A 24244-nucleotide genomic window follows, 5' to 3' on the forward strand; every position below is an offset into this window, starting at 1 on the left:
CTACTCCACGCCTCCGATGGTGGCCGCCCACGGGTAGCCGAGGTACGCGGAGGAAGCCGTCGCACCCGAGATCTCGTTGTTCTGCACGAGGATCACCGGCAGGTCTCCCATGGGGAACCAGGGCAGATCGCGCGTGATCTTCTCCTGGGCGGCAATGGTCAGCTCGGCACGCTTCACGGGGTCGAGCGTGGCGCGTGCTTCTGTGAGCTCGGCGGCGGCGCCATCGTACTTGATGAAGTTGTTCGTGCTGTCCGGCATGAACGTCGTGTACACGTCGAGCGGATCAGTCACGTTTCCGTAGTAGGTCGTGAAGAAGCCGTCGAGGCCTTCTCGCGCCTTCGGGTCGAAGTAGAGGTTGCCGAACTGCTCGACCGGAATCACCTTCGTCTCGATCGTGAGTCCGATTGCCTGCCCGGCGGCCTGAATCAGGTTGGCTGTCTGCTCGTGCACTGCGGACGAACCCTGCACACCAAGCACAATGGGAGCGGAAACGTCGCCAGCCTCAGCGAGCAGCGCCTTCGCGCGCTCAATGTCTGGCTTCAGTTCGTACCCGTCGTAGGCCGCCTGGAAGAGCTTCCCCGCCTCATCGTCACCGTAGTACGCGGGTCCGGTCAGCACCGGTGAGGGGATCGCCGCGCCCTGGAACACGACGTCAGCAATAGCCTGGCTGTCAATCGCGGCGAGCAGCGCCTCGCGCACCTTCGGGTTCGAGAACGTGCCCGTCTCCTGAATCGCGCGCAGCGACCAGAAAATGTAGGACTTGCCGAAGGTGATGCTCGCGTCGCTACCCTCCAACTGGCTCAGGCCGGCCGGCGGGAGGTAAAAGAACTGTCCGTCAACGTCACCCGAGCGAAGCGCGTTGATCGCGGTCGATTCATCGGCAATGAAACTGAACGACAGCTTCTCCACCTTCGGGATCAGCGCGTCATCCCAGTAGTTCTCGTTCTTCACGAGAGTGATTGCTTTCCCCGGCTCCCATGAGTCGAGCTGGAACGGGCCAGTGCACATCATGCCGCCCTTCGGGGTGCCGAACTGCTCGCCAGCGGCTTCAGCCGCAGCCTTCTGCACAATCGCGCCAGCAGCGCTCGACATGCCCTGCGCAAACAGCGCATCCGGTGTGCTGAGCGTGACGGTCACCTCGGCGTCGCCTGTCTGCGTCACGGACTCCACGTTCGTGAAGTAGTCCGTCCAGTACGTGGGCGCATCGGCCCCCACCTGTCGTTCGAGCGAGTACACAACGTCTGCGGCGGTGAGCGGCGAGCCGTCCCAGAACTGCACGCCATCGCGCAGTGTGTACACGTACGTCGTATCGTTCGGCGACTCCACCTGCTCGGCGAGCGCGTTCTCAATCTCAAGATCGGGGGTGATGCGCGTGAGCCCCTCGCACATGTTCGAGTCCACCGTGTTCTCCGCGTAGTTGAACGAGAGCATCGGGTCAATTGACATCGGCTCATAGGGAAGGTTCCAGGTGACCTCGGGAACCGCCGCTGTGCCCGCGGGCGTGGTGGTTGCGAGCTTCGCTGGGTCAAGGTCGAACTTGGCTTGGCCAGCGGCGGTGCCCGAGGGGGCGCCGCCACCGCCACCAGCGCATGCGGTCAGCGTGAGCGCTGCCACAGTGGCTGCTCCGAGCAGCGTGAGACGTCGAATGGACACGGGGACTCCTTTGTTCCGGTGATGGGTACTGCGGGTGTTCAGGTGGTGGGAAAGAGGGGCTGAGAGAACGCGTTAGCTGAGCACGACACCATCGCGCACCACGCGCGTGGGTGCTGGGCGATCGACCACCAGCTGAGCGATGCTGTGCGCGGCAAACTCGAGGCGGGTCGCTGCGGCTGCCCCGCTCCACTCCGCGATCTCGGGGATTCCGAGCATCTCGCCGCCGGCGACCGAAGCGATGCGGAACGCACGCTCAAGCTCCATGTCCGTGATCGCTCCCGTGCGGTAGGCGAGGAGGTGAGCGCGGTCGACCATACTGCCGGTTCCGAATGGGCTCCAGGAGTCGCGTACGCCGTCTGATCCGGCGACGAGTCGCACGCCGTGCTGCTCGAAACGATCGATGTTGGGCACGGGGTCCGGCCCCAACGCGCAGGTCGCGATCCAAATACCCGCCTCTGCCACCCGGTCAAGGGTCTCCGGCAAGCTGGGCAGCGACTCGTCGCAGAGCGCGAACGCGTGGCCAATCGTCACGCGCCCCTGGCGGCCAGTGGCAACAGTGCGCCGCGCGATCTCTCGGATCTGCGCGAGTCCATCCTCGCCACCGTCGTGGAGGTGAATATCGATGTCGCGGCTCTTCCGCTCCGCGAGGCCGAACACCGCGTCGAGATGGCCATGCAAGTCGCCCTCGATCCCGCCCGGGTCGATGCCGCCCACAAGATCGGCGCCCGCGTCCAGTGAGGCCGCCATCACCTCGAGCGTGCCGGGGTTGCGCAGGAGGCCGAACTGCGGGAACGCGACGATCTGCACTGTGAGTCCGGGAAGCCGCTCTGCCGCGGCACGCACGCCCTCAACGTTGCGAATGCCGAGTTCGCTTGCCACATCCACGTGCGCGCGCATCGCAAGGGTGCCGTTGCGGCGGGCATTCGCGAGCAGCGCATAGGCCCGCTCCTCCACGCTCTCGGCAAAGTCGAACTGGGTCGCACGATCGTTTTCGATCAGCTCCGCGAGGTCTCGCGCCGGGCGGCGCGACATCCACGCACTTCCCCATGAGGTCTTATCCGGGTGAATGTGACCGTCAACGAGGCCCGGGGTGGCAAGCATCGCGGGGTGCGGTGCAGCTGGGGTCGCCGTCATTGGAAGACCTTTCTCGGTGATTCTGCAGGGAAATCCGGCGCCAGCCTGGCGCCGAACCACTTGTCAGACATATGATAACCATATAACCAACCGAAGCTGCAAGGATAGATACCGTGCGACCTATTCAACGACGATCGCTCGTCGACACCGTTGTCGACGAGCTGAAGCGCGAAATCAGTGCCGGCCGCTGGGCACTCGGCGACCGCCTCCCCTCCGAGGCGGAGCTCACCACCACCCTCGGCGTGAGCCGACCCTCCGTGCGCGAGGCGGTTCGTTCCCTTGTCCAGCTCGGTCTCCTCGAGACGCGACAGGGAGACGGCACCTACCTCATCGCCACTGACGCCACGCAAGTAGCTTTGCGCCGGGCGATCCACTCCGCGGATGGCCGCGAAGTCATCCGCGTGCGCCGCGCGCTCGATGCACTTGCTGCGCGCGAGGCTGCGCAGTTCCGCACCGCGGCCAACCTCGCTGAGCTCGAGACGCACTTGCGCGACCGGGCTGCAGCAATCGCCGCGGGTGACGCGGAGGGATTCGCAGATGCCGACGTCGCGTTCCACCTCGGCATCGCCGAGGCCTCAGGAAACCAGCTCCTCACCGATCTGTACGCGAGCTTCGATACCTCCCTCCGGGAGTCTGTTGCAGACGCGTCGTGCCTCACCCAGCGCCACGACCCTGACCGCGCCGACATGCACGACGCGCTGTTCCAGGCCATCGTCGCGCAAGCCGCGGACGCAGCAGCAGCGGCAGCACTGGGAGTGCTCGAGCAGCAGGAGCGTCTGCTCGATGAGTCGAACTGAACGACGTCAGGCCGCAGCTGCAGGGATCCTCATCCTCGCAATTGGCTTGAGCGTCCGATTTCCCATCACTTCGGTCTCACCGCTTCTCCCAGAGATCGGCGCACGCTATGGGCTGAGCGCCGGCGGTCTCGCGATCTTGAGTTCGCTCCCCGTGCTCATGTTCGGCGTCGCCTCCCCGTTCGCTCCCCTCCTGGTACGGCGGCTTGGCCTGGCCCGAGCGATCACGGTGCTGCTCGCACTGCTCGCGACCGCGACCCTGCTCCGCCCGGTGTCGGCGCCCCTCCTCTTCACCGGCGTCATCCTCGGCGGGATGACCATCGCCCTGCTCGGAGTCTTGGCACCCCAGGTGATCCGGCAGGCGCTTTCTCGACGCGGCGGATTCTGGACAGGGGTCTACACCACGTCGTTCGGCGTCAGCGCCGCAGCGGGTGCCGGGCTCACGGTACCCCTGTTCCACCTCCTCGACGACCGCGTTGCGCCCGCGCTCGCCGCGTGGGGGATTCCCCTGCTGATCGCACTCGGGCTCTCACTCGGGCTCGGTTCCGCCCTCGGCTCGAGCGCGAGCAGCGGCCAGCAACACCCCGCCCAATCGTTCCGAGGCCTGCTCCGTACGCCAGGAATCTGGGCGGTCACCGGATTCTTCGGATGCCAAGCGCTCATTTACTTCGCGTTGACCGCATGGCTCCCGACGATTGCCATCGACCGCGGCATGAGCCCGAGCGAATCAGGCATGCTGCTCGCCTGGCTCAGCATCGCTGGCCTTCCCGCGTCACTCATCGCACCCACGCTCGCCTCACGCCCGCGGCTGCGCACCCCGCTCATCGTTGGTGTCGCCGCGCTCTCTGCCGTCAGCCTGCTGGGACTCGCCTACGGACCCATCTCACTCGCCCCGCTCGTCGTCGCGGCGCTCGGCATCGCACAGAGCGGCGCGTTTGGGCTCGCAATTGCGCTGATCGTGTTTACCGCACCAAGCGCCACGGCGACCGCGAGCTTCTCCGCCGTGAGCCAGGGCGTGGGCTACGCGTTCGCGGCAACCGGGCCGCTCCTGCTGGGCTTCCTCTCCCAGGCAGGGATTCCATGGTCCGCCGCCCTCCTGGTGCTTTTCGCGGTCGCCGTCATCGAGCTCGGCTTCGGCATCGCAGGGTCTCGTGCGTCTCTGCGCCGCGGTACTGAGCCACCTCCGTCCACGTAAGCTGGAGGCATGCTGACGCTCGCCGGAATCCTGCTGCTCGTAAACGCTGTCTACAACATCGTGGTGTGGCCGCGCTTCTGGACGCGCGTCGCGAAGGATCCGCGCGCCCGTGACGAGCAGGGTCGCCCCACTCGCTTCCTCACGGTGCACGCAGTGCTGATCGGGATCGCGCTGCTCATCGCCGCGGCGTCCGCCGTTGCGGGCGTGATCGCGCTCGTGCAGGCGTAGCCGCCGAAAACGGAACGAGGGAGGCCCGCCCACGCTTCTGCGTGGGCGGGCCTCCCTACGGTGTCGCGACTACTCTTCTTCGTCGTCCGACTCGACATCATCCTCGTCGTCTGCGTCGTCGGGATGACCGGCACGCACGTGCGTCGCGGGCCCCAGGTGTGACGCTCCGCCCTCGCCCACCCAGCCATCGCCGGGAGTGCGTGCAGGATCGGAGTCGTGATCCGGAACTCTCTGATCTGGGTGCTCTGACATCGTGCCCTCCATCTCCGTCGATGCGCGGACCCGCCGCGCGGATACCTCCCTCCCAGCTTACGCCGCCGCGAGCTCCACGGCACCAGGGAATTCGTCGCGCACGCGGGCGGGCTGGCTTCCCAGCCTGGAATCGGCTCAGCGCTTAGACTGGAGGGATGAAGCGGATCCTCACCTACGGCACCTTTGACCTCCTGCACTGGGGTCACATCCGCCTGCTGCGTCGCGCACGTGCGCTCGGCGACTACCTCGTGGTCGCCGCCTCCACGGAGGAGTTCAATGCGGGCAAGGGGAAGAAGACCTACCACGACTTCGAGACGCGCAAGAACATGCTCGAGGCGGTGCGCTACGTCGACCTCGTGATCCCCGAAGAGGCGTGGGATCAGAAGATCCGCGACGTGCAGAAGTACGAGATCGACGCCGTGGTGATGGGCGGCGACTGGGAGGGCGATCCCCGCTTCGAGGTGCTGCGCGACTACTGCGAGGTCATCTACCTCGACCGCACCGAGGGCGTCTCCACCACCAAGATCAAGCGAGATCTCGGCGTCAACGCCTAGCGCCGAGCTGCCGCAATGCACAGTGGCCCCGGTTCCCTCACGGGAAACCGGGGCCACTGTGCGTGTACCGAGCAGTGCTCGCGCTAGAGGACCTTGGAGAGGAAGGCCTTCGTGCGTTCGCGCTGCGGGTTCGACAGCACCTCGGCCGGGTCACCCTCCTCGACTACCACGCCGCCGTCCATGAAGACCAGCTTGTCTGCCACCTCACGGGCGAAGCCCATCTCGTGCGTCACCACGATCATGGTCATGCCGCTCTCGGCGAGGCCCTTCATGACGTCGAGCACTTCACCCACCAGCTCGGGATCGAGGGCGGAGGTCGGCTCATCGAACAGCATGAGCTTCGGCTCCATCGCGAGCGCACGCGCAATGGCCACGCGCTGCTGCTGCCCACCCGAGAGGTGCGCGGGGTAGTAGTCGTGCCGGTCCGCGAGGCCCACACGAGCAAGCAGTTCCATCGCCCGCGCCTTGAGTGCGGCCTTATTGCCCTTCTTGAGCAGGGTGGGCGCGAGCATCACGTTCTCGAGCGCGGTCATGTGCGGAAAGAGGTTAAAGCGCTGGAACACCATGCCGATGTCGCGCCGCTGCTTCGCCGCCTCGTGCGGGTGCATCTCGTAGAGCTTGTCGCCCTGCTGCCGGTAGCCGACGATCTCGCCGTCGACGGACAGTCGGCCCGCATTCACCGTCTCCAGGTGATTGATGCAGCGCAGGAAGGTCGACTTGCCCGAGCCCGAGGGGCCAACGAGGCACAGCACCTCACCACGCTGCACCTCGAGCGAGATGGACTTCAGCACCAGGTTGGACCCGTAGGCCTTCGAGACACCCTCGGCCTTCACCATTGGAATGTCGGTTGCTTGCTGGCTCATACCATGCCTCCCCCGGGGCGCTGGCGCGGCGGCACAATCCCGGTGCGGCCGTCCTTTTCCTCATACGTCGGGTACGTCCCGTCGGTTCCCACCACACCGATGGCGGCGGTCTCTACCGTGGGCGTCATCACGTCGGGGCGCTGTGCGACGCCCCGCGCGAAGTGCCGCTCCAGGTAGTACTGGCCCACCATGAGCACCGAGGTGACGGCGAGGTACCAGATCGAGGCAACGATGAGCATCGGCACCGGCTTGTAGGTGACTGCCGAGATGTCCTTCGTCTTCATGAAGAGCTCGAGCGTGAATGGCACCGCGTTGACGAGCGAGGTGGTCTTCAGCATCGAGATGACCTCGTTGCCCGTCGGCGGGATGATGACGCGCATCGCCTGCGGCAGGATGACCCGGGTCATCGTGTGCCACCAGCCCAGTCCGAGCGCCACAGCGGCCTCGTCCTGACCCTTGTCAACCGACAGCAGGCCCGCGCGCACGATCTCGGCCATGTAGGCGGCCTCGTTCAGCGCGAGGCCGATGATCGCGAGCGTGAACGCCGTCATGATCGTGTTCGTCTCGAACTCGAAGAACGGTTCCATGAACGGGATTCCGAAGCCGATCTTCGGGTAGATCACCGCAAAGAGTCCCCAGAAGGTGAGCTGCACGTAGACCGGGGTACCACGGAAGATCCAGAGGTACACCCAGGCGATGGACTTCACCACCGGGTTCGGCGACAGACGCATCACCGCGAGCAGGATCCCGAGCACGATGGCGATGATCATCGAGTAGACGGTGAGCTGCAGGGTGTAGCCAACGGCCGAGACGATGCGCGTATCGAAGAGATACTTGCCCACCTCAGGCCAGTCAAAGGCCTCGCGGTTCGCGGCATCAATCACAAACAGAACGGCGAGCACTGCCAGCACGACGGCAAGCGCGATGCGGCCGGGATGCTTGAGCTTGATCGCCTCGATGGGCTCGGATTCGTAGAAGGGCTGGGGCTTCGGGGTGGTCCCCGAAGCCCCGCCCGTGTTCTCAGACATAGCGGAGTGTTCCTACTTCACTGTGGGTTCGGATACGACTGTTGATCGGGATCAGGAGCCGGCGTTGATCGTTGCCTTCTCGATTGCCCCGTCTTCAACGCCCGCCTTCGTGAGGATCTCGAGGTACGTGCCGTCGTCCATAAGCGACTGGAGCGCAAGCTGGACGGCCTTCGTGAGGTCGGTGTCCTTGGGAAGCGCGTAGCCGTAAGGTGCGACGTCGAACGTCTCGCCGGCCGCCGCAATCTTGTCGCTCTGCGCTGCGATCGCGTCGAGGGTCACGGGCGAATCAGCGCTGAACGCCTCAGCCTGGCCCAGCACGACGGCGTTCGTTGCCTCAGCCTGGCCTTCGAAGGGCATGATGTCAATCTTGGGCTTGCCCGCGGCCTCGCACTCGGCCGACTTCGCCGGGAGCTCGTCGGTGTGCTCGAAGGTGCCCGACTGCACGGCGACCTTCAGCCCGCATGCGTTGTTCGGGTCGATGTCGGAGCCGATGGGTGCGGCCCACAGCACGCCGGCCTCGTAGAAGTTGACGAAGTCGACGGTCTTCTGGCGCTCGGCGTTGTCCGTGAAGGACGACGAGCCCATGTTCATCTTGCCGCCCTGAATGCTCGGGATGATCGTGTCGAAGCTTGCTTCCTCCCACACGGGCTCGAGGCCCAGGCGGGCGGAGACTGCGTTGGCAAGGTCGACGCCCCAGCCGACGATCTCGCCGGAGGAGTTCTTGTACTCGTTGGGCGGGTACGATCCGTCGGTGCCGAGTACGAGCTTGCCGGTGTCCTTGATGTCGGCGGGGACGAGCGCCGCGGCCTTCTCATCGACACTGATCTTCGAGGTGTCGGTGGACTCGTGCTTCGGGCCCTCCTCGTTCGTCACGCACCCGGTGAGGGTGAGCAGCGCGGCTGCGGCGAGCGCGGGGAGCGCGTATCGAATCTTCATTGATCTCTCCAATGTGAAGCATCGCGCAATCCCGGTGCCGGGAGTGGACGTCGCTTCGTTGCGTCATGTCGCTCCGAGTGTACTGCGCGTGGGACGCCACTCAACTACAGAGTCTCTACCCGGCTCCATACTGGGGCTTGATCCGGGGCAAGATTGACCGGAATGGCGCGAATCTCCGGCCCGCTCGGGTACGCGCGGGCGGATAACATTCTGATGACGCCCTCGGCTTAGCGCGCGTCGAGCTCCAGCCGGTACCCCATGCCGGGCTCCGTGATGAGGAAACGCGGGACGCTCGCATCCCGCTCAAGCTTCTTCCGCAGCTGCGAAATGTAGAGCCGCAGGTACCCGGTGTCGGTCACGTGTTCGCTCCCCCAGATGTGGGTGAGGAGCGTCTGCCGCGTGACGAGCTTCCCCGGGTTGCGCAGGAGCAGTTCGAGCACCTGCCACTCGGTGGGCGTGAGACGGATCTGCCGTCGCCCGCCTCCCGTCGCGTCCACGACGCTGCGCGCGGCAAGGTCCACCGTGATCTCGCCGAGCGTCACCACGAGCGCGGGAGGCGCCGTCTCCTCCTGTTGCGGCAGGCGGCGCGTGAGCGCGCGCACGCGAGCCAGCAGCTCCTCCACCGAAAACGGCTTCGTGAGGTAGTCGTCGGCGCCCGCGTCAAGGGCGTCCACCTTGTCCGCGGTGCCCGCGCGCCCGGACACCACGAGGATCGGAGCCTGTGACCAACCGCGCACCGCGTGGATCACCTCGACCCCATCGAGGTTCGGCATCCCGAGATCGAGGATGAGCAGCTCGGGGCGCTCAGCGATCGCGGTACTGATCGCCGACGCGCCGTCGACCGCGGTGAGAATCTCGTAGCCCTGCGCCGTGAGCGTGATGCGCAGCGCTCGGAGCAGCTGCGGATCATCGTCGGCGATGAGAATCTTCACGGCCGTCCCTTCGTCCCGGAGGCCGCCGCGAGCGAGACGACCATCGTGAGGCCCCCGCCCGGGGTATCCTCGGGCTCCAGTGTGCCACCCATCGCCTCGACGAAGCCCTTGGAGAGCGCGAGGCCCAGGCCGAGGCCGGTGCCGTTGTCGGTATCTCCCAGCCGCTGGAAGGGCACGAACACCTCGTCGCGGCGGGCGGCCGGGATCCCGGGCCCGTGGTCGATCACGCGCACCTCGACGCGATCTGCGAACGTGCTCGTCGCGATACGGACGGGGCTGCCGGGCGGCGCGAAGCGCGTGGCGTTCGCGAGGAGGTTGGCGAGCACTCGCTGCAGCAGCACGGGATCCGCGCTCGCCTGCTGCTCGCCATGTTCAAGCGCGAGCTCCACCTCTGCGGGGCCGAGGCCCAGCTCGTCGAGCGCGGGGCCCACGACATCCGCGGGGTCGAGCGGCGCAGTGTCGATGGTGAGCGCGTCGGCTTGCAGGCGGCTCACGTCGAGCAGATCGGTCACGAGCGCGGTCAGTGCGGTGAGGCTCTCGTCCGCCGTGTCGAGGAGTGCGCGGCGATCGTCCGCGCCGAGGGAAGGTCCGGTGGTACGCAAGCCCCCAACCGCCGCGGTCGCTGCGGCGAGCGGGCGCCGCAGGTCATGGCTGAGGGCGGACAGCAGTGCGCCGCGCACCCGGTCCGACGCCGCGATGGGCGCGATCTCGCTCGCCGTGTCCGCGAGATGCTGATGCTCGAGCGCGGCGGCGAGCTGGGCGGTGATCACCGCGAGCAGCCGCTGCTCAGACGCGGGCAGGTCTCCGCCGAAGAGCAGCAGCTCGCCGCGCTCGCCCACGGGCAGCCGGCTCGTCACCTCCCCGTCGTGCACGCCCGACTCGGCAACCGTCTCGCCGTCCTCCACGAGCCGCACCCCGCGCAGCGCAAACGCCTCGCGCGCACGGTCCACGAGTGCCTCGACCGCGCTGTCGCCGCGGAGCACGCTCCCGGCCACGGTTTGGATCAGCTCGGACTCAGCCGCAGCGCGTCGCGCCACCCGGGCGGCGCGGGCCGCGCGATCCACCACGAAGCTCACGAGCGCCGCAATGGTCGTGTACAACAGCAAGGCAATCACGTGCATCGGATCCGTGATCGTCACCGTGTACAGCGGCGCGATGAAGAGAAAGTCGAGCGTGATCCCCGAGAGCACGGCCGCAAAGAGCGCCGGCCACAGGCCACCCACGAGCGCAACGATGACCACGAGCAGCTGATAGCTCAGCACATCTCCCGTGATCGACTCGGGGCTGCGCATGGTGAAGAGCAGCCACGTGAGCAGCGGACCCGCGATGAGCGCGAGCAGGAAGCCGGCGAGCCGCCGCCGCACCGTGAGCCCACCGCCCAGGCGGGGCAGCGCGCGCGTGCCACCGGCTCCTGCGTGGTTGACGATGTGCACATCAATGTCGCCAGACTCGCGGATCACCGTCGCGCCGATCCCGGGCCCCGTGAGCGCCGTCGCGAGGCGGCCGCGCCGACTCGCTCCGAGCACGAGCTGCGTCGCGTTCTGCGAGCGGGCGAACTCGACGAGCGCGGTTGGCACGTCCGAGCCGAGCACCTGATGGTACGAGCCACCGAGCTGTTCGGTCAGCGCGCGCTGCTGGGCGAGAGCGGCAGGGTTACCCGCGCGCAAACCGTCTGGGCTCGTCGCGTGCACGGCGACGAGCGCGCCGCCGGAGGCCCGCGCCGCGATGCGCGCGCCGCGGCGCAACAGGGTCTCGCCCTCGGGTCCGCCCGTGAGCGCGACCACCACACGCTCGCGCGCCTCCCAGGTGCGGTCGATGCCGTGCGCGCTGCGATAGCTGGTGAGCGCCTGGTCCACCTCGTCGGCGAGCCACAGCAGCGCAAGCTCGCGAAGCGCCGTGAGATTGCCCAGCCGGAAGTAGTTGGAGAGCGCGGCGTCGATGCGCTCAGCCGGGTACACCACCCCGCCGGCGAGCCGATCGCGCAGCGCCTGCGGGGCGAGATCGATTACCTCGATCTGATCCGCGTCGCGGAGGAAGCGATCCGGCACCGTCTCACGCTGCGGCACCCCGGTGATCTGCTCCACCACATCGTTCAGTGAAGCGATGTGCTGAATGTTGAGGGTGGAGAGCACATCGATGCCGGCTTCGAGCAGCTCGGCAACGTCCTGCCACCGCTTCTCGTTGCGCGACCCCGGCGCGTTCGTGTGCGCGAGCTCGTCAACCAGCGCGAGCTGCGGTCGGCGCGACAGCACTGCATCGAGGTCCATTTCCTCGAGCGCCACTCCCCGGTGCGCCACAGCGCGGCGTGGCACCGCGGGCAGGCCCGCCGTCATCGCGGCGGTCGCGGCACGGCCGTGGGTCTCCACGATCCCAATCACCACATCGGTGCCCGCGCTCTGCAGGTGCCGGCCCTCCTCGAGCATCGCGTAGGTCTTGCCCACGCCGGGGGCGGCCCCGAGCAGCACCCGCAGTCGCCCCCGTGTCGTCATGCCGCAGCCTCTCGTTCGTCGAGCTCCAGATTAATCCGCAACACATTGACGCGCGGGGAACCGAGGACACCAAGATCTGGCGCCTCCGTGAACTGCGCGACGAGGGCGCGTACTTCTTCGAGCGGGATCGCACGCGCCGCGGCGACGCGCTCCGCTTGCAGCGCCGCATACTCCGGGCTGATGTGCGGGTCGAGGCCTGAGCTCGATGCGGTGAGCGCATCGACCGGGATCGCGTCCTCGGGCACCCCGTCGCGCGCGGCAATCGCGGCCCGCCGCTCGGCCACCGCCGCCACGAGATCCGGGTTCTCCGGCCCGAGGTTGCTTGCGCCCGACGCCGCGCCGTCGTAGCCGTCGCCCGCGGCAGACGGTCGCGGCTGGAAGTACTGCGGCAGCGGCTCCCCCTCCGCGTCGACGAACGACTGGCCGATCAACGCCGAGCCGACCGGCGCCTCGGCGCCCGCCCCGCCTGGGCCCGCGAGCAGCGAGCCGTTCGCCTGCGCCGGGAGCGCGAGCTGCCCGATGCCCGTGACAAGGGCGGTGTACCCCACCCCGAGCGCGAGCGTGCACACCAGGAGGGTGCGCGCCGCGACCCAGAGCGTCTGTCCCGTGGTGCGGGATCCTGCAGTCATGATGCTGTTCTTTCTCTTGTGTGAGGGTTAGAAGCCCGGGATCAGCCGGACGGCAAGGTCGATGAGCCAGATGCCGATGAACGGCGTCACGATGCCGCCCAGCCCGTAGATGGCGAGGTTGCGAGCGAGGAGTTGCGCCGCGCTCGCCGGCCGGTAGCGCACGCCGCGCAGGGCAAGCGGCACGAGGAACACGATCACCACGGCGTTGAAGATCACGGCGGACAGCACGGCAGACGCCGGTGAGTGCAGGCCCATGATGTTCAGCACCGACAGCCCGGGGAACACCCCCATGAAGAGTGCAGGGATGATCGCGAAGTACTTCGCGATGTCGTTGGCGATCGAGAACGTGGTGAGGGCGCCGCGCGTGATGAGCAGTTGCTTGCCGATCGCCACAATGTCGATGAGCTTCGTGGGATCCGAGTCGAGGTCGACCATGTTGCCGGCCTCCTTCGCGGCGGAGGTGCCCGTGTTCATCGCGACGCCGACATCGGCCTGCGCGAGTGCGGGCGCATCGTTCGTGCCGTCGCCCGTCATCGCGACGAGCCTGCCGCCCTCCTGCTCGCGGCGAATGTACTCGAGCTTGTCCTCCGGGGTTGCCTCGGCGAGGAAGTCGTCGACCCCGGCCTCCTTCGCGATCGCGGCGGCGGTGAGCGGGTTGTCGCCCGTCACCATGACCGTGCGAATGCCCATCGCCCGCAGCTCGCGGAAGCGCTCGGTGAGCCCCTCCTTCACCACGTCCTTCAGGTGGATCACGCCGAGGATGCGCGGCACTCCCGTTGCCGACTTCTCCGCGACGACGAGCGGCGTGCCGCCCGACTCCGAGATGCGCTCGACCACCGCGCGCATCTCCGCACCCACTCCCGCGTGGAGCGCCGCACCGTCGGCCTCGAGCCAGGCGATCACCGCCGAGCCCGCGCCCTTGCGCAGCTGCGAACCATCGGGCAGGTCGAGCCCCGACATGCGCGTCTGCGCGGTGAACGGCACGATCTGCGCGGCCGGATCCTGCACTGCTTCGACTCCCTGCAGCCGCGCGAGATCAACGATCGAGGTGCCCTCAGGAGTGGGATCCGCGAGCGAGGAGCTCGCCGCCGCCCGCACGAACTCCTGTTCGGTGACACCACCCATGCGCACGAACGCGCTCGCGCGCCGATTGCCATAGGTGATCGTACCGGTCTTGTCGAGCAGCAGCGTCGTCACGTCGCCCGCCGCTTCGACCGCACGACCCGACATCGCGAGCACGTTGCGCTGCACCAGGCGATCCATGCCCGCAATGCCGATCGCGGAGAGCAGCGCGCCAATCGTCGTGGGAATGAGGCACACGAGCAGTGCCACGAGCACCGTGATGCTGACCGGAGCCGCCGCGTAGGAGGCGATGGGGCCGAGGGTCAGTGCGACCGTCACGAACACGATCGACAGTGCCGCGAGCAGGATGTTCAGCGCAACCTCGTTGGGGGTGCGCTGCCGGGCAGCGCCCTCCACAAGCGCGATCATTCGATCAACAAAGGTCTCGCCGGGCCGGGAGGTGATGCGCACCACGATGCGGTCGGAGAGCACGCGCGTGCCGCCCGTCACCGCCGAGCGGTCACCGCCCGACTCGCGCACCACCGGCGCGGACTCGCCCGTGATGGCCGATTCGTCGACCGAGGCGATGCCCCACACGATGTCGCCATCGCCCGGGATCGCTTCGCCCGCCGAGACCACCACGACGTCGCCGAGCGTGAGCTCCGCCGAGGAGATGTCGACGAGCTCCGCGCGCTCGGCCGCGGGGTCTCCCGCGGCGTCGTAGTGCGCGACGCGGTGCGCGAGCGTGCTCGTGCGGGTCTGCCGCAGCGAGTCGGCCTGCGCTTTGCCGCGGCCCTCCGCGATCGACTCGGCGAGGTTCGCGAAGAGCACCGTGAGCCACAGCCAGCCAGCGATGATCGCGGTGAACGACACGGGCACGGTCGCGCCGCCCGAGTCCTGCGGCCCGCCGAGGAACGGCTCAGCAAGCGCGAGCGCCGTGGTGAGCACGGCGCCCACCCAGACGATGAGCATCACAGGGTTACGCCACTGCGCTCGCGGGTGCAGCTTGCGCACGGCCCCGGGGAGCGCATGGCGCACCTGCGCCCAAGTGAGCGTCTTCGTGGCGCGCGCAGCCTTCGTCGCCGCCGCGTGCTCGGCCGCCTGCGCGGCGGCCTCCGCGGGAGTGTGAGTGAGGGTGGACATGGCTTACATCAGCCCTTCCGCTAGGGGACCCAGCGTGAGAATTGGGAAGAACACGAGGGCCGTGACGAGCACCGCAGTGCCGGCCATGAGCCCGATGAAGAGCGGGCGGTGAGTCTGCAGCGTGCCCGCGGTCTCGGGAACCGGATCCTGCGCCGCAAGCGCACCGGCGAGCGCCAGCACGAGCGCGATCGGCAGGAAGCGACCGAGCAGCATCGCCACGCCAATCGCGGCGGTGAACCACGGCGTGCTCGCGGTGAGGCCCGCGAATGCCGAACCGTTGTTGTTCGCACCGGAGGTGAAGGCGTAGATCACCTCGGACAGACCGTGCACGCCGGGGTTCGCGATCGACTCGCCGATCACGCTCTCGCGCACCCCGGGAAGCGCGAAGCTGAGCGCCACCCCCGTGAGCACGAGGAGCGGCATGACCAGGATCGTGAGGCTGGCAAGCTTCATCTCGCGCGGGCCGATCTTCTTGCCGAGGTATTCGGGAGTGCGTCCCACCAGCAGGCCGGCGAGGAACACCGCGATGATCGCGATCACGAGCATGCCGTAGAGGCCAGACCCGACGCCGCCCGGAGCGATCTCGCCGAGCATCATGTTGAGCATCGGCACCATGCCGCCGAGCGCCGTGAACGAGTCGTGCATCGAGTTGACCGCACCAGTCGAGGTGAGCGTTGAGGCCGAGCCGAAGAGCGTCGACCCCACGATCCCGAACCGCAGTTCTTTGCCCTCGAGTGCGCCGCCCGCGAGCAGAGGTGCTGCGCCGCGGCCGGCGAGCTCGAGCGCCGTGAGCGCGGTCGTGGAGATGAGCGCGAGCAGCGCCATGACCGCGGCGACCGCTCGACCCTGGCGACGATCCCCCACCATCGTGCCGAGGGTGCGTGGCAGCGCGAACGGGATGAGCAGGATCAGGATCACCTGCACCACGTTCGTCCACGCCGTCGGGTTCTCAAACGGGTGCGAGGAGTTCGCGTTGAAGAAGCCGCCGCCGTTCGTGCCGAGCAGCTTGATCACCTCCTGAGATGCGACCGGGCCGCCCGGGATCTGCTGCGTCGCACCCGAGAGCGTTGTCACCTCGGTGAAACCCGCGAAGTTCTGGATCACCCCGCCCGCCATGAGCACCACGGCTCCCAGCAGCGAGATGGGGAGCAGGATCCGGAGAGTGCCGCGAATGAGGTCCACCCAGAAGTTGCCGATCGTGCCCGAGCGACGGGCTGCGAATCCCCGCACAAGGGCAATCGCCACGGCCATGCCGGTCGCGGCGGAAACGAAGTTCTGCACCGCCAGGCCCGCAAGCTGCACCGTGTAGCCCACCGTCACTTCCGGCGAGTAGGCTTGCCAGTTGGTGTTTGCCACGAAGGAGATTGCGGTGTTGAATGCGATTCCCTCGGGCACGGGCGGAAGCCCGAGCGAGTAGGGCAGCACCTGCTGGGTGCGCTGCAAGAGGTAGAGGAACAGCACGCCCAGCAGCGAGAAGGCGAGCACCGCGCGCAGGTAGGCCTGCCACGACTGTCCGGCGCGCGGGTCAACGCCGATCACGCGGAAGATGCCGCGCTCTACCGCCCAGTCTTTCCGAGTGGTGTAGACGTGCGCCATGTAGTCGCCCAGTGGACGGTGTGTGACGACGAGCACGAGGACAACGGCCGCGAGAGCGGCAAGGAATGCGAGCCACGCCATCAGAAGCGCTCCGGCTTCACGAGGGCGATGACAAGGAACACGATTGCCGCAAGGCCGAGGGCCGCGGCAAGAGCTTCGAACACGATCACAGCTTCGCCACCGCCTTCCCGACCACCGCGACGATCGCGAAGAGGACGAGCGCGCCGAGAATGTAGACGACGTCGAGCACGAGGAGCTCCGATCGAAGAACTACCGCGGGGCGAGTGCGCCCTGCAGGGCCCCCGAACGGGGCGCCGCAGCCAGTGCACCACGGGGCGGCAGCGCGCACATCGGACCCTCACGGGATCCGTACGGCGGGGCACGATTCAGGCCCAAATCCTTACGCTTTCCTCACACTCAAGGCCCTGAGACTCCCCGCAGAGCGCGGATGCTCCGCAGCGTTCGTAATACGAACGAGGGGCCCGCACCTTTCGGTACGAGCCCCTCGTTCAGCACAGCTCGAACAGCGTATGTTCGATGCTCACAGAACTAGCTGTGGCGTGCCTCGCGGCGACGGCCGCTCAGCAGCAGTGCGCCAGCTCCGAGGAGCAGCAGCGCAGCACCACCGGCGAAGTAGCCCCAGAGTTCCATGCCACCCGTGTTGGCCAGACCACCGATGGTGGTGCCGCCCTTCGGGTGCTCAGGGGTTCCGGGCTCCGTCGGGTCCACGGGCTCCGGGCCGGGGCCCGGGGTCGGCGTGTTCAGCACGATGACGCCAGCATCCCACGTCGGGTCGATGCCCTGCGTGGCCTTGATACCGCCAACGTAGTCGCTGTACTCGTAGTCAGTGGTCAGGTCTGCATTGGTGTCATCCAGGATGAACCACTCGCTGAAACCGTTCTCACCGGCGTTCGAGTCAAGCGCCGTCTTGCCCGCTGCGTACTTCGTGAACTTGTAGATCTTGGCCTGAGCCGGGGTCAGCTCGAACTGCACGCGGTACTTGCCCGCGGGAAGCTCGTCGAAGACGTAGAGTCCCTGCTTGTTCGTGGTGGTCTCGCCGACCAGCACTGCCTCGATCTCGCCATTCTCGTTGACGACCTCTTCGAACAGGCGGACCTTCACGCCAGCGAGCGTGTACTCGGTGTCGTCCTGGAGGCCATCCTTGTTCGTGTCGATCCAGACCACATCGCCGACTGCGTACGACTTCACCTGGAAGCCGAAGTCGAGCGAGGGATCGTGGTCACCATCATTGACGAGGTCACCGGACTCGGCCTCCCACGAAGAGGAATCCTTCAGACGGTCGTCACCCTGGCCGGGCTTCGTGGGCGTGAGGCCCTTCAGCGCTTCCTTGGTGCGATCGTCCTCGCGGTCGATCTTCACGGTGTACTTCTCGCCAGCCTCAAGCGCGGGAAGGTTCGTGAACTCGTAGAAGCCCTTATCGTCGGTCCACACCGGAGCAACCTCGTTGCCGTCGATGTCCACAACGGGGTTCCCGTCGGGCCCAACCAACACGAGCTTCACGCCCTCAATCGGCTTCTCGTCTGGGCTGGTGCCCTGAATGCCATCGCGATCAACGTCGAGCCACACGTAGTCACCTACCGACACCTGCTTCGCAAAGAAGCCGAAGTCAAGCGAGGGATCTCGGTCGCCGTCGTTGACGAGGTCATCACGCGACACGGCGGTCCACGAGGAAGAATCCTGCTCGCGGTCGGTGCCCGCGTGCTCTTCCGTCGGTGTGAGACCCTTCAGAGCCTCCTTCGTACGCTCGTCGTCGCGATCAATCTTCACGGTGTACGTCTGCCCGGCGCTGAGCGCAGGAAGCAGGGTGAACTCATAGAAGCCCTTCGCGTCGGTCCACACCGGAGCGACAGGATCACCGTTAATGTCCGTGACGGGCTTCCCGTCGGGACCATTGAGCACGAGCTTCACTCCCTCAATCGGCCGCTCGTCCGAGCTGGACCCCTGGATGCCGTCGCGGTCGACGTCGAGCCAGACGTAGTCGCCCACCGACACCTTCTTGACCGCACTCATCGGGGTGTTGAAGAACTTCGTCTCCGGCGAGTTGCCCTCGCTGTCGACGACAAGCTCCACGGGCTCGTTGTTACGCACGTACCCGGCGGGGGCGCGCAGCTCGTGGATCGTGTAGGTCCCGGCAGCCTTCACGGTCGGCACGAGGTCCGCGCCGTTCGGGCCCGCCAGTCGGAGCTTGCCGCCCACGACGTAGAGGTCGCTGAGCACCACGTCGCCCGCGGCGTTGCGCAGCTCGAAGCGCGCGTCGCGATCGGTGATCGCGGGGCCCTCGGGAACGATCGCGTCGAGCTTTGAGATGTCGAGCGGGAACTCGTTCGTCGGCGTGATCGTCACCTTGGAGGAGCCGATAACGTTCTCGACGCCCTCGCCGTAGGTGTAGTCCTTGACCTTCACCTTGAAGAAGAGCTCGATCTTCTCGCCGCCGGGAACCGGCTGGCCTGAGACGATGTTGAGCGTGTTCCCCGCGGCGTTGTAAGTCACGACGATCTGCGTGCCTGGAATCGTGTAGCTGTCGGCCGGCGTCGCCGTACCGTTCTGGATGTCGGACTTCTCGACGAAGCCGAGGAACTCGAGCTTCGAGTCAAGCTGATCGCGCACGTCGTAGAGGAGCTCGGTGAAGCTCATCGTGGGGAGCAGCTGCACCCGGTAGACGAACTCGTCCTGGATGAGCTCCTTGGTGTCCTCGTCTACCTCCGCGCGGAGGTTCGTCGTATAGCCGTCGCGCTTGGGGTCGTAGACGGTCTTCGTGATCTGGATCTCGCTGCCCGCGACGCCGGCCTTCGACTGCGTGGTCGAGGTGTACTCGTACTCGATGTCGTCGCCCGAGTAGGAGGCCGAATTCTTCACCACGAGCGCGGTGTTGCCCGTGATCTTGTGCGTCGGGATCGTCACCGTAAAGTGGTAGCCGTCCTTGCCGATCTCAGCCGGGAAGGCCGCATTCGGCTGGAACACGAGGTGCTCGTCGGCGTTCAGCGACAGATCGAACATCGTGCCGTCGAGCTTCACGCCGCTGTCGCTCCGCCCGGTGAGGGTCTGCGCGATGTCCGCGAGCGTGTCCTCGGTGACGTTGAGCGCCGTGTGATCGATCACGTCGACCACTCGCGACTTCGCCGCGTCGCCGAGACCCTTGCCCACGGTGAACGTGAAGGGCACCTGCGCGACGTCCTTGCCCTTCTCAAGCTCGATCACGTTGCGCTCGGCCCGCTTGTCGAAGCGGTTGCCGTCGTCGATGACGCTGCCCGGATCCTTCGGAGTGAAGGGGGTGTGGCTCGTCTCCGCGTCCTTCGTGAGGCCATCGCCGTAGGCGAAGGTGGCGCGGTTCGTGATCTTCGAGAACTCGATCTCCGCGTACTGGTTCGACGAGTTGGCGACCTTCGTGAGACCCGCGACGGAGACGAGCTGCGCGCGTACCTTGATCTCGGACTTCTGCGTGGTGTCCTTGCCGACGTTGATCCGCAGGGTCTGGCCATCGAGCTGGTACTTGCCGACGTACGCGTCGCCGCCGAAGTCAGCTGCGCTCACCCCGGTGACCTGCTCGAACGCCGGGCTCAGGAAGTCCGCCTCGGACCCGAGCCAGCGCAGCTGCGCCGGGAGGATATCCGTGATGACGACGTTGCTGGTGAGGGCGTACTTGCCACCCGCGAAGGCGTTGAACTCGCGGAGGTCGGCCTTCAGCGTGTAGGTCACATCCTTCGGCTCGACGAGCGTCACGCCGTCAGTCTCGAGTTCGACACGGGTCGAGCCCAGCGTGCTCTTCTTGGTGAAGGCGGAGCCCACGTTCGGCTTCGGGTCGACCGGGGTGTAGCCGCCGAGCCAGGTGGTCGTGGCGTGGGTCTCGCCTGCGACAGTCGCTGAGTTGCCGAGGGTAATGCCATAGAAGGCGCCCTCCTTGGCCTGCACGGCCTCGTACTCGGCCTGCAGCTTCGTGCGGAGCTTTGCGAGCGCCTGCGCATCCGCGATCTTCGCCTGGTAGGTGAGCACGTACTTCGAGTTCGCGTCTGCGTCGAGGTCGAAGGAGAAGCCGGTGCCCGTGAACTGCCCGACGGTCTCGGCGGTAGGGCCGGTCTCGTTCATGCCCTTCGCATCCCATACCGTCTTCTGGAGCCCGAAGGATCCAGGAACGAAGGTGAGGTTCTCGCCAAGCTGATCCGCGATCGAGACGGTGCGCGCGGCGCCGCTGTCGACAGTGATCCGGTAGCTGATGGTCGCGTCCAGGAACTCGTCACCGAGCACGACCTGGCCGTCGACGATCTGCACCTGCGGCAGCGTGGACCCGGTTGCGCTCTTCGAAGTGGCCGGGGTTACGTTCGTGAAGTTGTCGCCGCCTTGCTTGACGACGATCGTCGTCGTCTGCTCCTGGCCTTTGACACCCCAGCTGATCTCCTTCTCGGTGGACTCGGTGAGCGTGTCCACGGTGAAGTTCACGTCGATCACGCCCTGCGTGATCGTAATGGGGTCCTTGAACTTGATACGCAGTTCGCCGTTCTCCAGCGTGAACGACTCGACCGCCTTGTTCTCAGCGGGGATGCTGCCGATCGAGAAGCCCTTGGGCACCACGATGACAGCCTCGTGCCCACCGGGCACCTTCGAGTTGTCGTACTTTACGCGCATCAGGTAGGACTGGCCTTCTTCGAAGACGGGCGTCCCGTTCCAGTTGCCGGAACCGGTCGGGAACTGCACGTCCACCGTTCCAGATGGTGCGGCCATCGCGGGCGCCGCATTCACGCCTGTGACCACGAGCAACGCGGTCAGGAGGCCTGCGAGCAGGGCTGACAGCCCTCGCCAGCCTCGTTTGGGCGCGTCAATAGCGCCCGGATATGCCGTCGGCATATATCCCCCAAAAATTGTGTTTCGGCGCACCAAAATGGGCAGGCGCACCGAATACCCCTGTGATGTGTGTGAAGTGCAGCTCGATCCCCCGAGCTGTGTCCGCGCGATCCCCATCGCACTTCCATTTACTGCCACACGGGCCCAATTGCCCCACGCGAGCCTAGCACGCGAGACCCCAAAGTTGTCTGACTTCCACACTGCGGAACGTACGCAACTCGCCCGGACAACCTATGCGCCCCATTTCATACGGTCGGATATAACTTGCCCTGGCTTCTCGCCTCGTTGGTTCTACCAGAGCGGATCTTCCCGCAGCCCCACCGTGGCGGGTGTCACGATGAGCAGCGCGAGGATCTCGCGCACGGGCCCCGGCTCGCTCCGCGCTTCAACCACGAGGTGATACTTCTCGCGTGCGTAGTCTCGCCTCACGCGGTCCGGCTCCACGGGGTACACCCCCTGGCGAATTTGTTCCCAGCCCTCCTGTTCAAGCCACGGCGCGAGTTGCTCGGCCAAATCTCTCGCGAGCAGCTCGCTGTCGGCGGCAAGATCGAGATGCCGCGTCCAGACGTAGTACTCGGTGGACGGCCCACCCAGGTCGTTGCTCAGACGGGGCCCACTCGCGGGATCCAATTCATCGGCGATTGGTTCCCCCGGGACCTGACTCAACAGGTCCTCACCCCACTGTTCGGCTTGCCGGGCAAGCACGCTGAGCTCCTCAGCTTGTTCACGAGCGCGCTCGGCCCGACGGTCTTCTATTCCCGCACAGGCTGGCGCCCCAACGAACGCCCCCACTAATAGCCCGCACAGCATTGCCCGCCGCCAGGCACGGACGAGCGTCACGGTGTTACTCCCCCGCTACGCGATGACACGAGTTCCCCGGACAACACCGGCACTCGGGCCCACCGCTGGCCCCCAGGAGCGCGATCCATCGCCCGTTCCCACCCGGGATCAACTTCCTCGAAGCGGTTCACTTCCCGCCCCTCGACTACCGCGACCAGATTACGCATCGCGGTGCTCCCGGCAGTGAATGGATTCGAGTGCGCGGCCACTGGTCCTTGAGTTTCAAGCAGGCCTGAACTGGGATCACCGTCCACAAGGTAGCCCGTCTCCAACCGAGTGATCCCCGCTGTACGCAAGGGGTGGAGGCGGCCGTGGCCAAGGCCGAGGCCTGCCGCGACTGGGTTCCCCTGGTTCCAGCCGACGATGCCGTCGTTTCGCGTCTGCAGCACGAAGTGTGGCCGCTGTCCCGTCGCGGGGAAGTCACCGAGCCCACGCACGCCCCGGCCGAGACCCGCTGGCGCAACGTAGACCACGCGGTCTGCCCGAAGCCCCCGCTGTTCTGCCCCGCCCAACACCACAGCCCCATAGCTATGAGCGATTGGAGTGAGCTCGGCGCCCGGGGGAAGCGGCAGGGCATTCACAAACGTGGCAAGTCGAGGGCTCCCAACTTCCGCAAAACCCCGCGACGCTGGCTCGACAAGAGATCCATGGGAAGTGAATTCCGGCATCGGCGATCCCCGCCAGACAAAGTATGCCGCTCCTCGGCTCGAACCCTCCGCAAGATCTCGCACACGTCGTAGTTCGTTGGTGTAGTTCCCAAGCGTGGCATTCGTTCCCGGAATCACTACCCCGATCCGGCGCACCGACGACGCGATGTCGCCCGACACCGGATCAAGCGCGCCGTGGTAGGTGACGATGCTGTCCCGCACCGGATCAAATGCCACCAGCGTTATACGTCGATTTCTCGCGGTCTCGGCGCTTGGGACGACCTCGCCGAGAATCACGTTCATGCCGTGAATCTCAGCGATCAATTGCTTCTGTTCACGCTCGCCTACCCCAGCACCTGGCTCACCTCGAGACAGCCACTGGAGCATTTCCAGATGCTGGGCGAGTTCTGCTCGGTGTTCGCGCATGCGCACACGGTTTGCCCGGTCGCGGTCGCGCAGGGGGATTCCTTCTAAGTTGCCGATCAACAACGGCTGTTGTTCGATCAACCGCCCGCGTTGATGGCCTGAGAGCTCGCGCCACCTGCGCGCAATCACCTTGGGGTCTCGGGCAGCCGCGAGTTGCTCGGCCTGAGTCTTGAGCGCGAGTGAACCGGAGGCAGGCCTCGCCGGCCTACTCCACGTCGTGGCGGTCGGGCCGCTGAGTTGTACCCGGGGGAGCTTCCCACCCACAGCCGCATACTGACTGCATGCAGCGTCCGCATCTGCCACCGCTCCTTCGTCCATGGCCGAGCGCTCATGGTTGAGCTGGTCCAGCGCCATTCGCGCCGGAGAGGCCGGGCCCACCGCGGTGAACGGGCGACGCGCCTCGAGCTGCCGTACCGCTGCCTCGCGTATTTCATCGATTCGGCACCCATAAATACGGACCGCTGCGCCCCACTCACCATCAACCTGCTGGACGGCAAGCGCGATACCCGCAGTCGCTTGCACCACCTGCTGCAAACGACGGACAGACACCGCCGCACCGGCTCGCCGTGTCAGCCCGAGAGCTACCCCGCTGAGGCAGCGCGCAACCTCGCCTCCGACTGCCCGCCCCTGCAGTCTCGCGCCTACGCCATGCGTAGCGCCCGGGCGGCCGCTCAAGGCGAGCTCGTTGCTCATCACGGCTCGAACCTCTTGGTCACCCACGCGACCTGCGCATCGAGTAGTTGAAAGCTCTGCACCATCTCCTCGCAGAGCTGAGCCTGGTCCCGAGCCAGCTGTGCGAGGTGAGTGACCACACGAGCACGTTCCGCAGTCGCATCGTGGGCCTCCCTCTCGACCCGCAAGCTCCCCGATTCGAACGCCGGGACCACCCCGCCCTCCGCAACGATGATGCTTGCCGCGGCGCGCAGCCCGCGCGCCAGCCCGTTCAGTGCACCGTAGTCGACCTCCATACGAGTCCTCCGTCTGTT

The 24244-nt window shown here is 66.6% G+C and carries 21 protein-coding genes; 4 read left to right on the forward strand and 17 right to left on the reverse strand.

Features of this window, described 5'->3' with window-relative positions; all coding sequences use genetic code 11:
- Both D3226_RS00240 and D3226_RS00245 read right to left on the reverse strand, forming a co-directional pair.
- Nucleotides 1–1653, reverse strand: coding sequence for an ABC transporter substrate-binding protein (locus D3226_RS00240; protein ID WP_202380449.1), 1653 nt, complete (start codon nucleotides 1651–1653; stop codon nucleotides 1–3).
- A 72-nt stretch (nucleotides 1654–1725) separates the two neighbouring features.
- A complete protein-coding gene (locus tag D3226_RS00245) occupies nucleotides 1726–2787 on the reverse strand; it encodes an amidohydrolase family protein (protein WP_202380450.1) in 1062 nt (353 codons plus the stop codon).
- Between the two features lie 113 nt (nucleotides 2788–2900).
- On the opposite strand from D3226_RS00245, the gene D3226_RS14955 reads away from it, so the two are divergent.
- The 3 genes from D3226_RS14955 to D3226_RS00260 are packed head-to-tail and all read left to right on the forward strand — an operon-like array spanning nucleotide 2901 to nucleotide 5004.
- Nucleotides 2901–3584, forward strand: a complete 684-nt coding sequence (locus D3226_RS14955; protein ID WP_202380451.1) for an FCD domain-containing protein — start codon at nucleotides 2901–2903, stop codon at nucleotides 3582–3584.
- Complete coding sequence (locus D3226_RS00255; RefSeq protein ID WP_202380452.1) at nucleotides 3571–4776, forward strand: MFS transporter; 1206 nt, start codon at nucleotides 3571–3573, stop codon at nucleotides 4774–4776. The genes D3226_RS14955 and D3226_RS00255 overlap by 14 nt, the downstream gene beginning before the upstream one ends.
- Nucleotides 4777–4785: 9 nt before the next feature.
- Nucleotides 4786–5004, forward strand: coding sequence for an SCO4848 family membrane protein (locus D3226_RS00260; RefSeq protein WP_025134649.1), 219 nt, complete (start codon nucleotides 4786–4788; stop codon nucleotides 5002–5004).
- Nucleotides 5005–5073: 69 nt separating this feature from the next.
- Here D3226_RS00260 and D3226_RS00265 read toward each other — a convergent pair whose 3' ends face one another.
- On the reverse strand, nucleotides 5074–5256 hold the full coding sequence (locus tag D3226_RS00265; RefSeq protein WP_202380453.1) for a hypothetical protein: 183 nt from the start codon (nucleotides 5254–5256) through the stop codon (nucleotides 5074–5076).
- Between the two features lie 155 nt (nucleotides 5257–5411).
- Here D3226_RS00265 and tagD point away from each other — a divergent pair, with 155 nt between their 5' ends.
- Nucleotides 5412–5810: a glycerol-3-phosphate cytidylyltransferase gene (tagD, locus tag D3226_RS00270; protein ID WP_202380454.1), complete on the forward strand. Its 399-nt coding sequence runs from the start codon at nucleotides 5412–5414 to the stop codon at nucleotides 5808–5810.
- A gap of 83 nt (nucleotides 5811–5893) precedes the next feature.
- On the opposite strand, the gene D3226_RS00275 is transcribed toward tagD, so the two are convergent.
- From D3226_RS00275 to D3226_RS00340, 14 genes are all read right to left on the reverse strand, one after another.
- Complete coding sequence (locus D3226_RS00275) at nucleotides 5894–6673, reverse strand: amino acid ABC transporter ATP-binding protein (RefSeq protein ID WP_272928849.1); 780 nt, start codon at nucleotides 6671–6673, stop codon at nucleotides 5894–5896.
- Complete coding sequence (locus D3226_RS00280) at nucleotides 6670–7701, reverse strand: amino acid ABC transporter permease (RefSeq protein ID WP_202380455.1); 1032 nt, start codon at nucleotides 7699–7701, stop codon at nucleotides 6670–6672. Before D3226_RS00280 ends, D3226_RS00275 begins: the two co-directional genes overlap by 4 nt.
- 51 nt (nucleotides 7702–7752) lie before the next feature.
- A complete protein-coding gene (locus D3226_RS00285) occupies nucleotides 7753–8637 on the reverse strand; it encodes an ABC transporter substrate-binding protein (protein ID WP_202380456.1) in 885 nt (294 codons plus the stop codon).
- 227 nt (nucleotides 8638–8864) lie between these two features.
- Complete coding sequence (locus D3226_RS00290; protein ID WP_202380457.1) at nucleotides 8865–9569, reverse strand: response regulator; 705 nt, start codon at nucleotides 9567–9569, stop codon at nucleotides 8865–8867.
- On the reverse strand, nucleotides 9566–12058 hold the full coding sequence (locus D3226_RS00295) for a sensor histidine kinase (RefSeq protein ID WP_202380458.1): 2493 nt from the start codon (nucleotides 12056–12058) through the stop codon (nucleotides 9566–9568). Before D3226_RS00295 ends, D3226_RS00290 begins: the two co-directional genes overlap by 4 nt.
- A complete protein-coding gene (kdpC, locus tag D3226_RS00300; protein ID WP_202380459.1) occupies nucleotides 12055–12687 on the reverse strand; it encodes a potassium-transporting ATPase subunit KdpC in 633 nt (210 codons plus the stop codon). Before kdpC ends, D3226_RS00295 begins: the two co-directional genes overlap by 4 nt.
- 27 nt (nucleotides 12688–12714) lie before the next feature.
- Nucleotides 12715–14892 carry a potassium-transporting ATPase subunit KdpB gene (gene kdpB, locus D3226_RS00305; protein ID WP_202380460.1) on the reverse strand — a complete coding sequence of 726 codons (2178 nt, stop codon included), beginning with the start codon at nucleotides 14890–14892 and terminating at the stop codon, nucleotides 12715–12717.
- 3 nt (nucleotides 14893–14895) lie between these two features.
- Nucleotides 14896–16569, reverse strand: a complete 1674-nt coding sequence (gene kdpA / locus D3226_RS00310) for a potassium-transporting ATPase subunit KdpA (protein ID WP_202380461.1) — start codon at nucleotides 16567–16569, stop codon at nucleotides 14896–14898.
- A complete protein-coding gene (locus tag D3226_RS00315) occupies nucleotides 16569–16658 on the reverse strand; it encodes a potassium-transporting ATPase subunit F (RefSeq protein ID WP_036058129.1) in 90 nt (29 codons plus the stop codon). Before D3226_RS00315 ends, kdpA begins: the two co-directional genes overlap by 1 nt.
- Nucleotides 16655–16837 carry a hypothetical protein gene (locus tag D3226_RS00320; protein ID WP_202380462.1) on the reverse strand — a complete coding sequence of 61 codons (183 nt, stop codon included), beginning with the start codon at nucleotides 16835–16837 and terminating at the stop codon, nucleotides 16655–16657. Before D3226_RS00320 ends, D3226_RS00315 begins: the two co-directional genes overlap by 4 nt.
- 200 nt (nucleotides 16838–17037) lie before the next feature.
- A complete protein-coding gene (locus D3226_RS00325) occupies nucleotides 17038–21348 on the reverse strand; it encodes an SdrD B-like domain-containing protein (RefSeq protein WP_202380463.1) in 4311 nt (1436 codons plus the stop codon).
- Between the two features lie 288 nt (nucleotides 21349–21636).
- Complete coding sequence (locus tag D3226_RS00330; protein WP_202380464.1) at nucleotides 21637–22050, reverse strand: hypothetical protein; 414 nt, start codon at nucleotides 22048–22050, stop codon at nucleotides 21637–21639.
- 131 nt (nucleotides 22051–22181) lie between these two features.
- Complete coding sequence (locus D3226_RS00335; protein WP_237462267.1) at nucleotides 22182–23951, reverse strand: alpha/beta hydrolase; 1770 nt, start codon at nucleotides 23949–23951, stop codon at nucleotides 22182–22184.
- Nucleotides 23951–24226: a hypothetical protein gene (locus D3226_RS00340; RefSeq protein WP_202380466.1), complete on the reverse strand. Its 276-nt coding sequence runs from the start codon at nucleotides 24224–24226 to the stop codon at nucleotides 23951–23953. The genes D3226_RS00335 and D3226_RS00340 overlap by 1 nt, the downstream gene beginning before the upstream one ends.
- Nucleotides 24227–24244: the final 18 nt, after the last annotated feature.

It is taken from the genome of Leucobacter chromiireducens subsp. chromiireducens, assembly GCF_016758255.1.
In the GTDB taxonomy this organism is placed as follows: domain Bacteria; phylum Actinomycetota; class Actinomycetes; order Actinomycetales; family Microbacteriaceae; genus Leucobacter; species Leucobacter chromiireducens.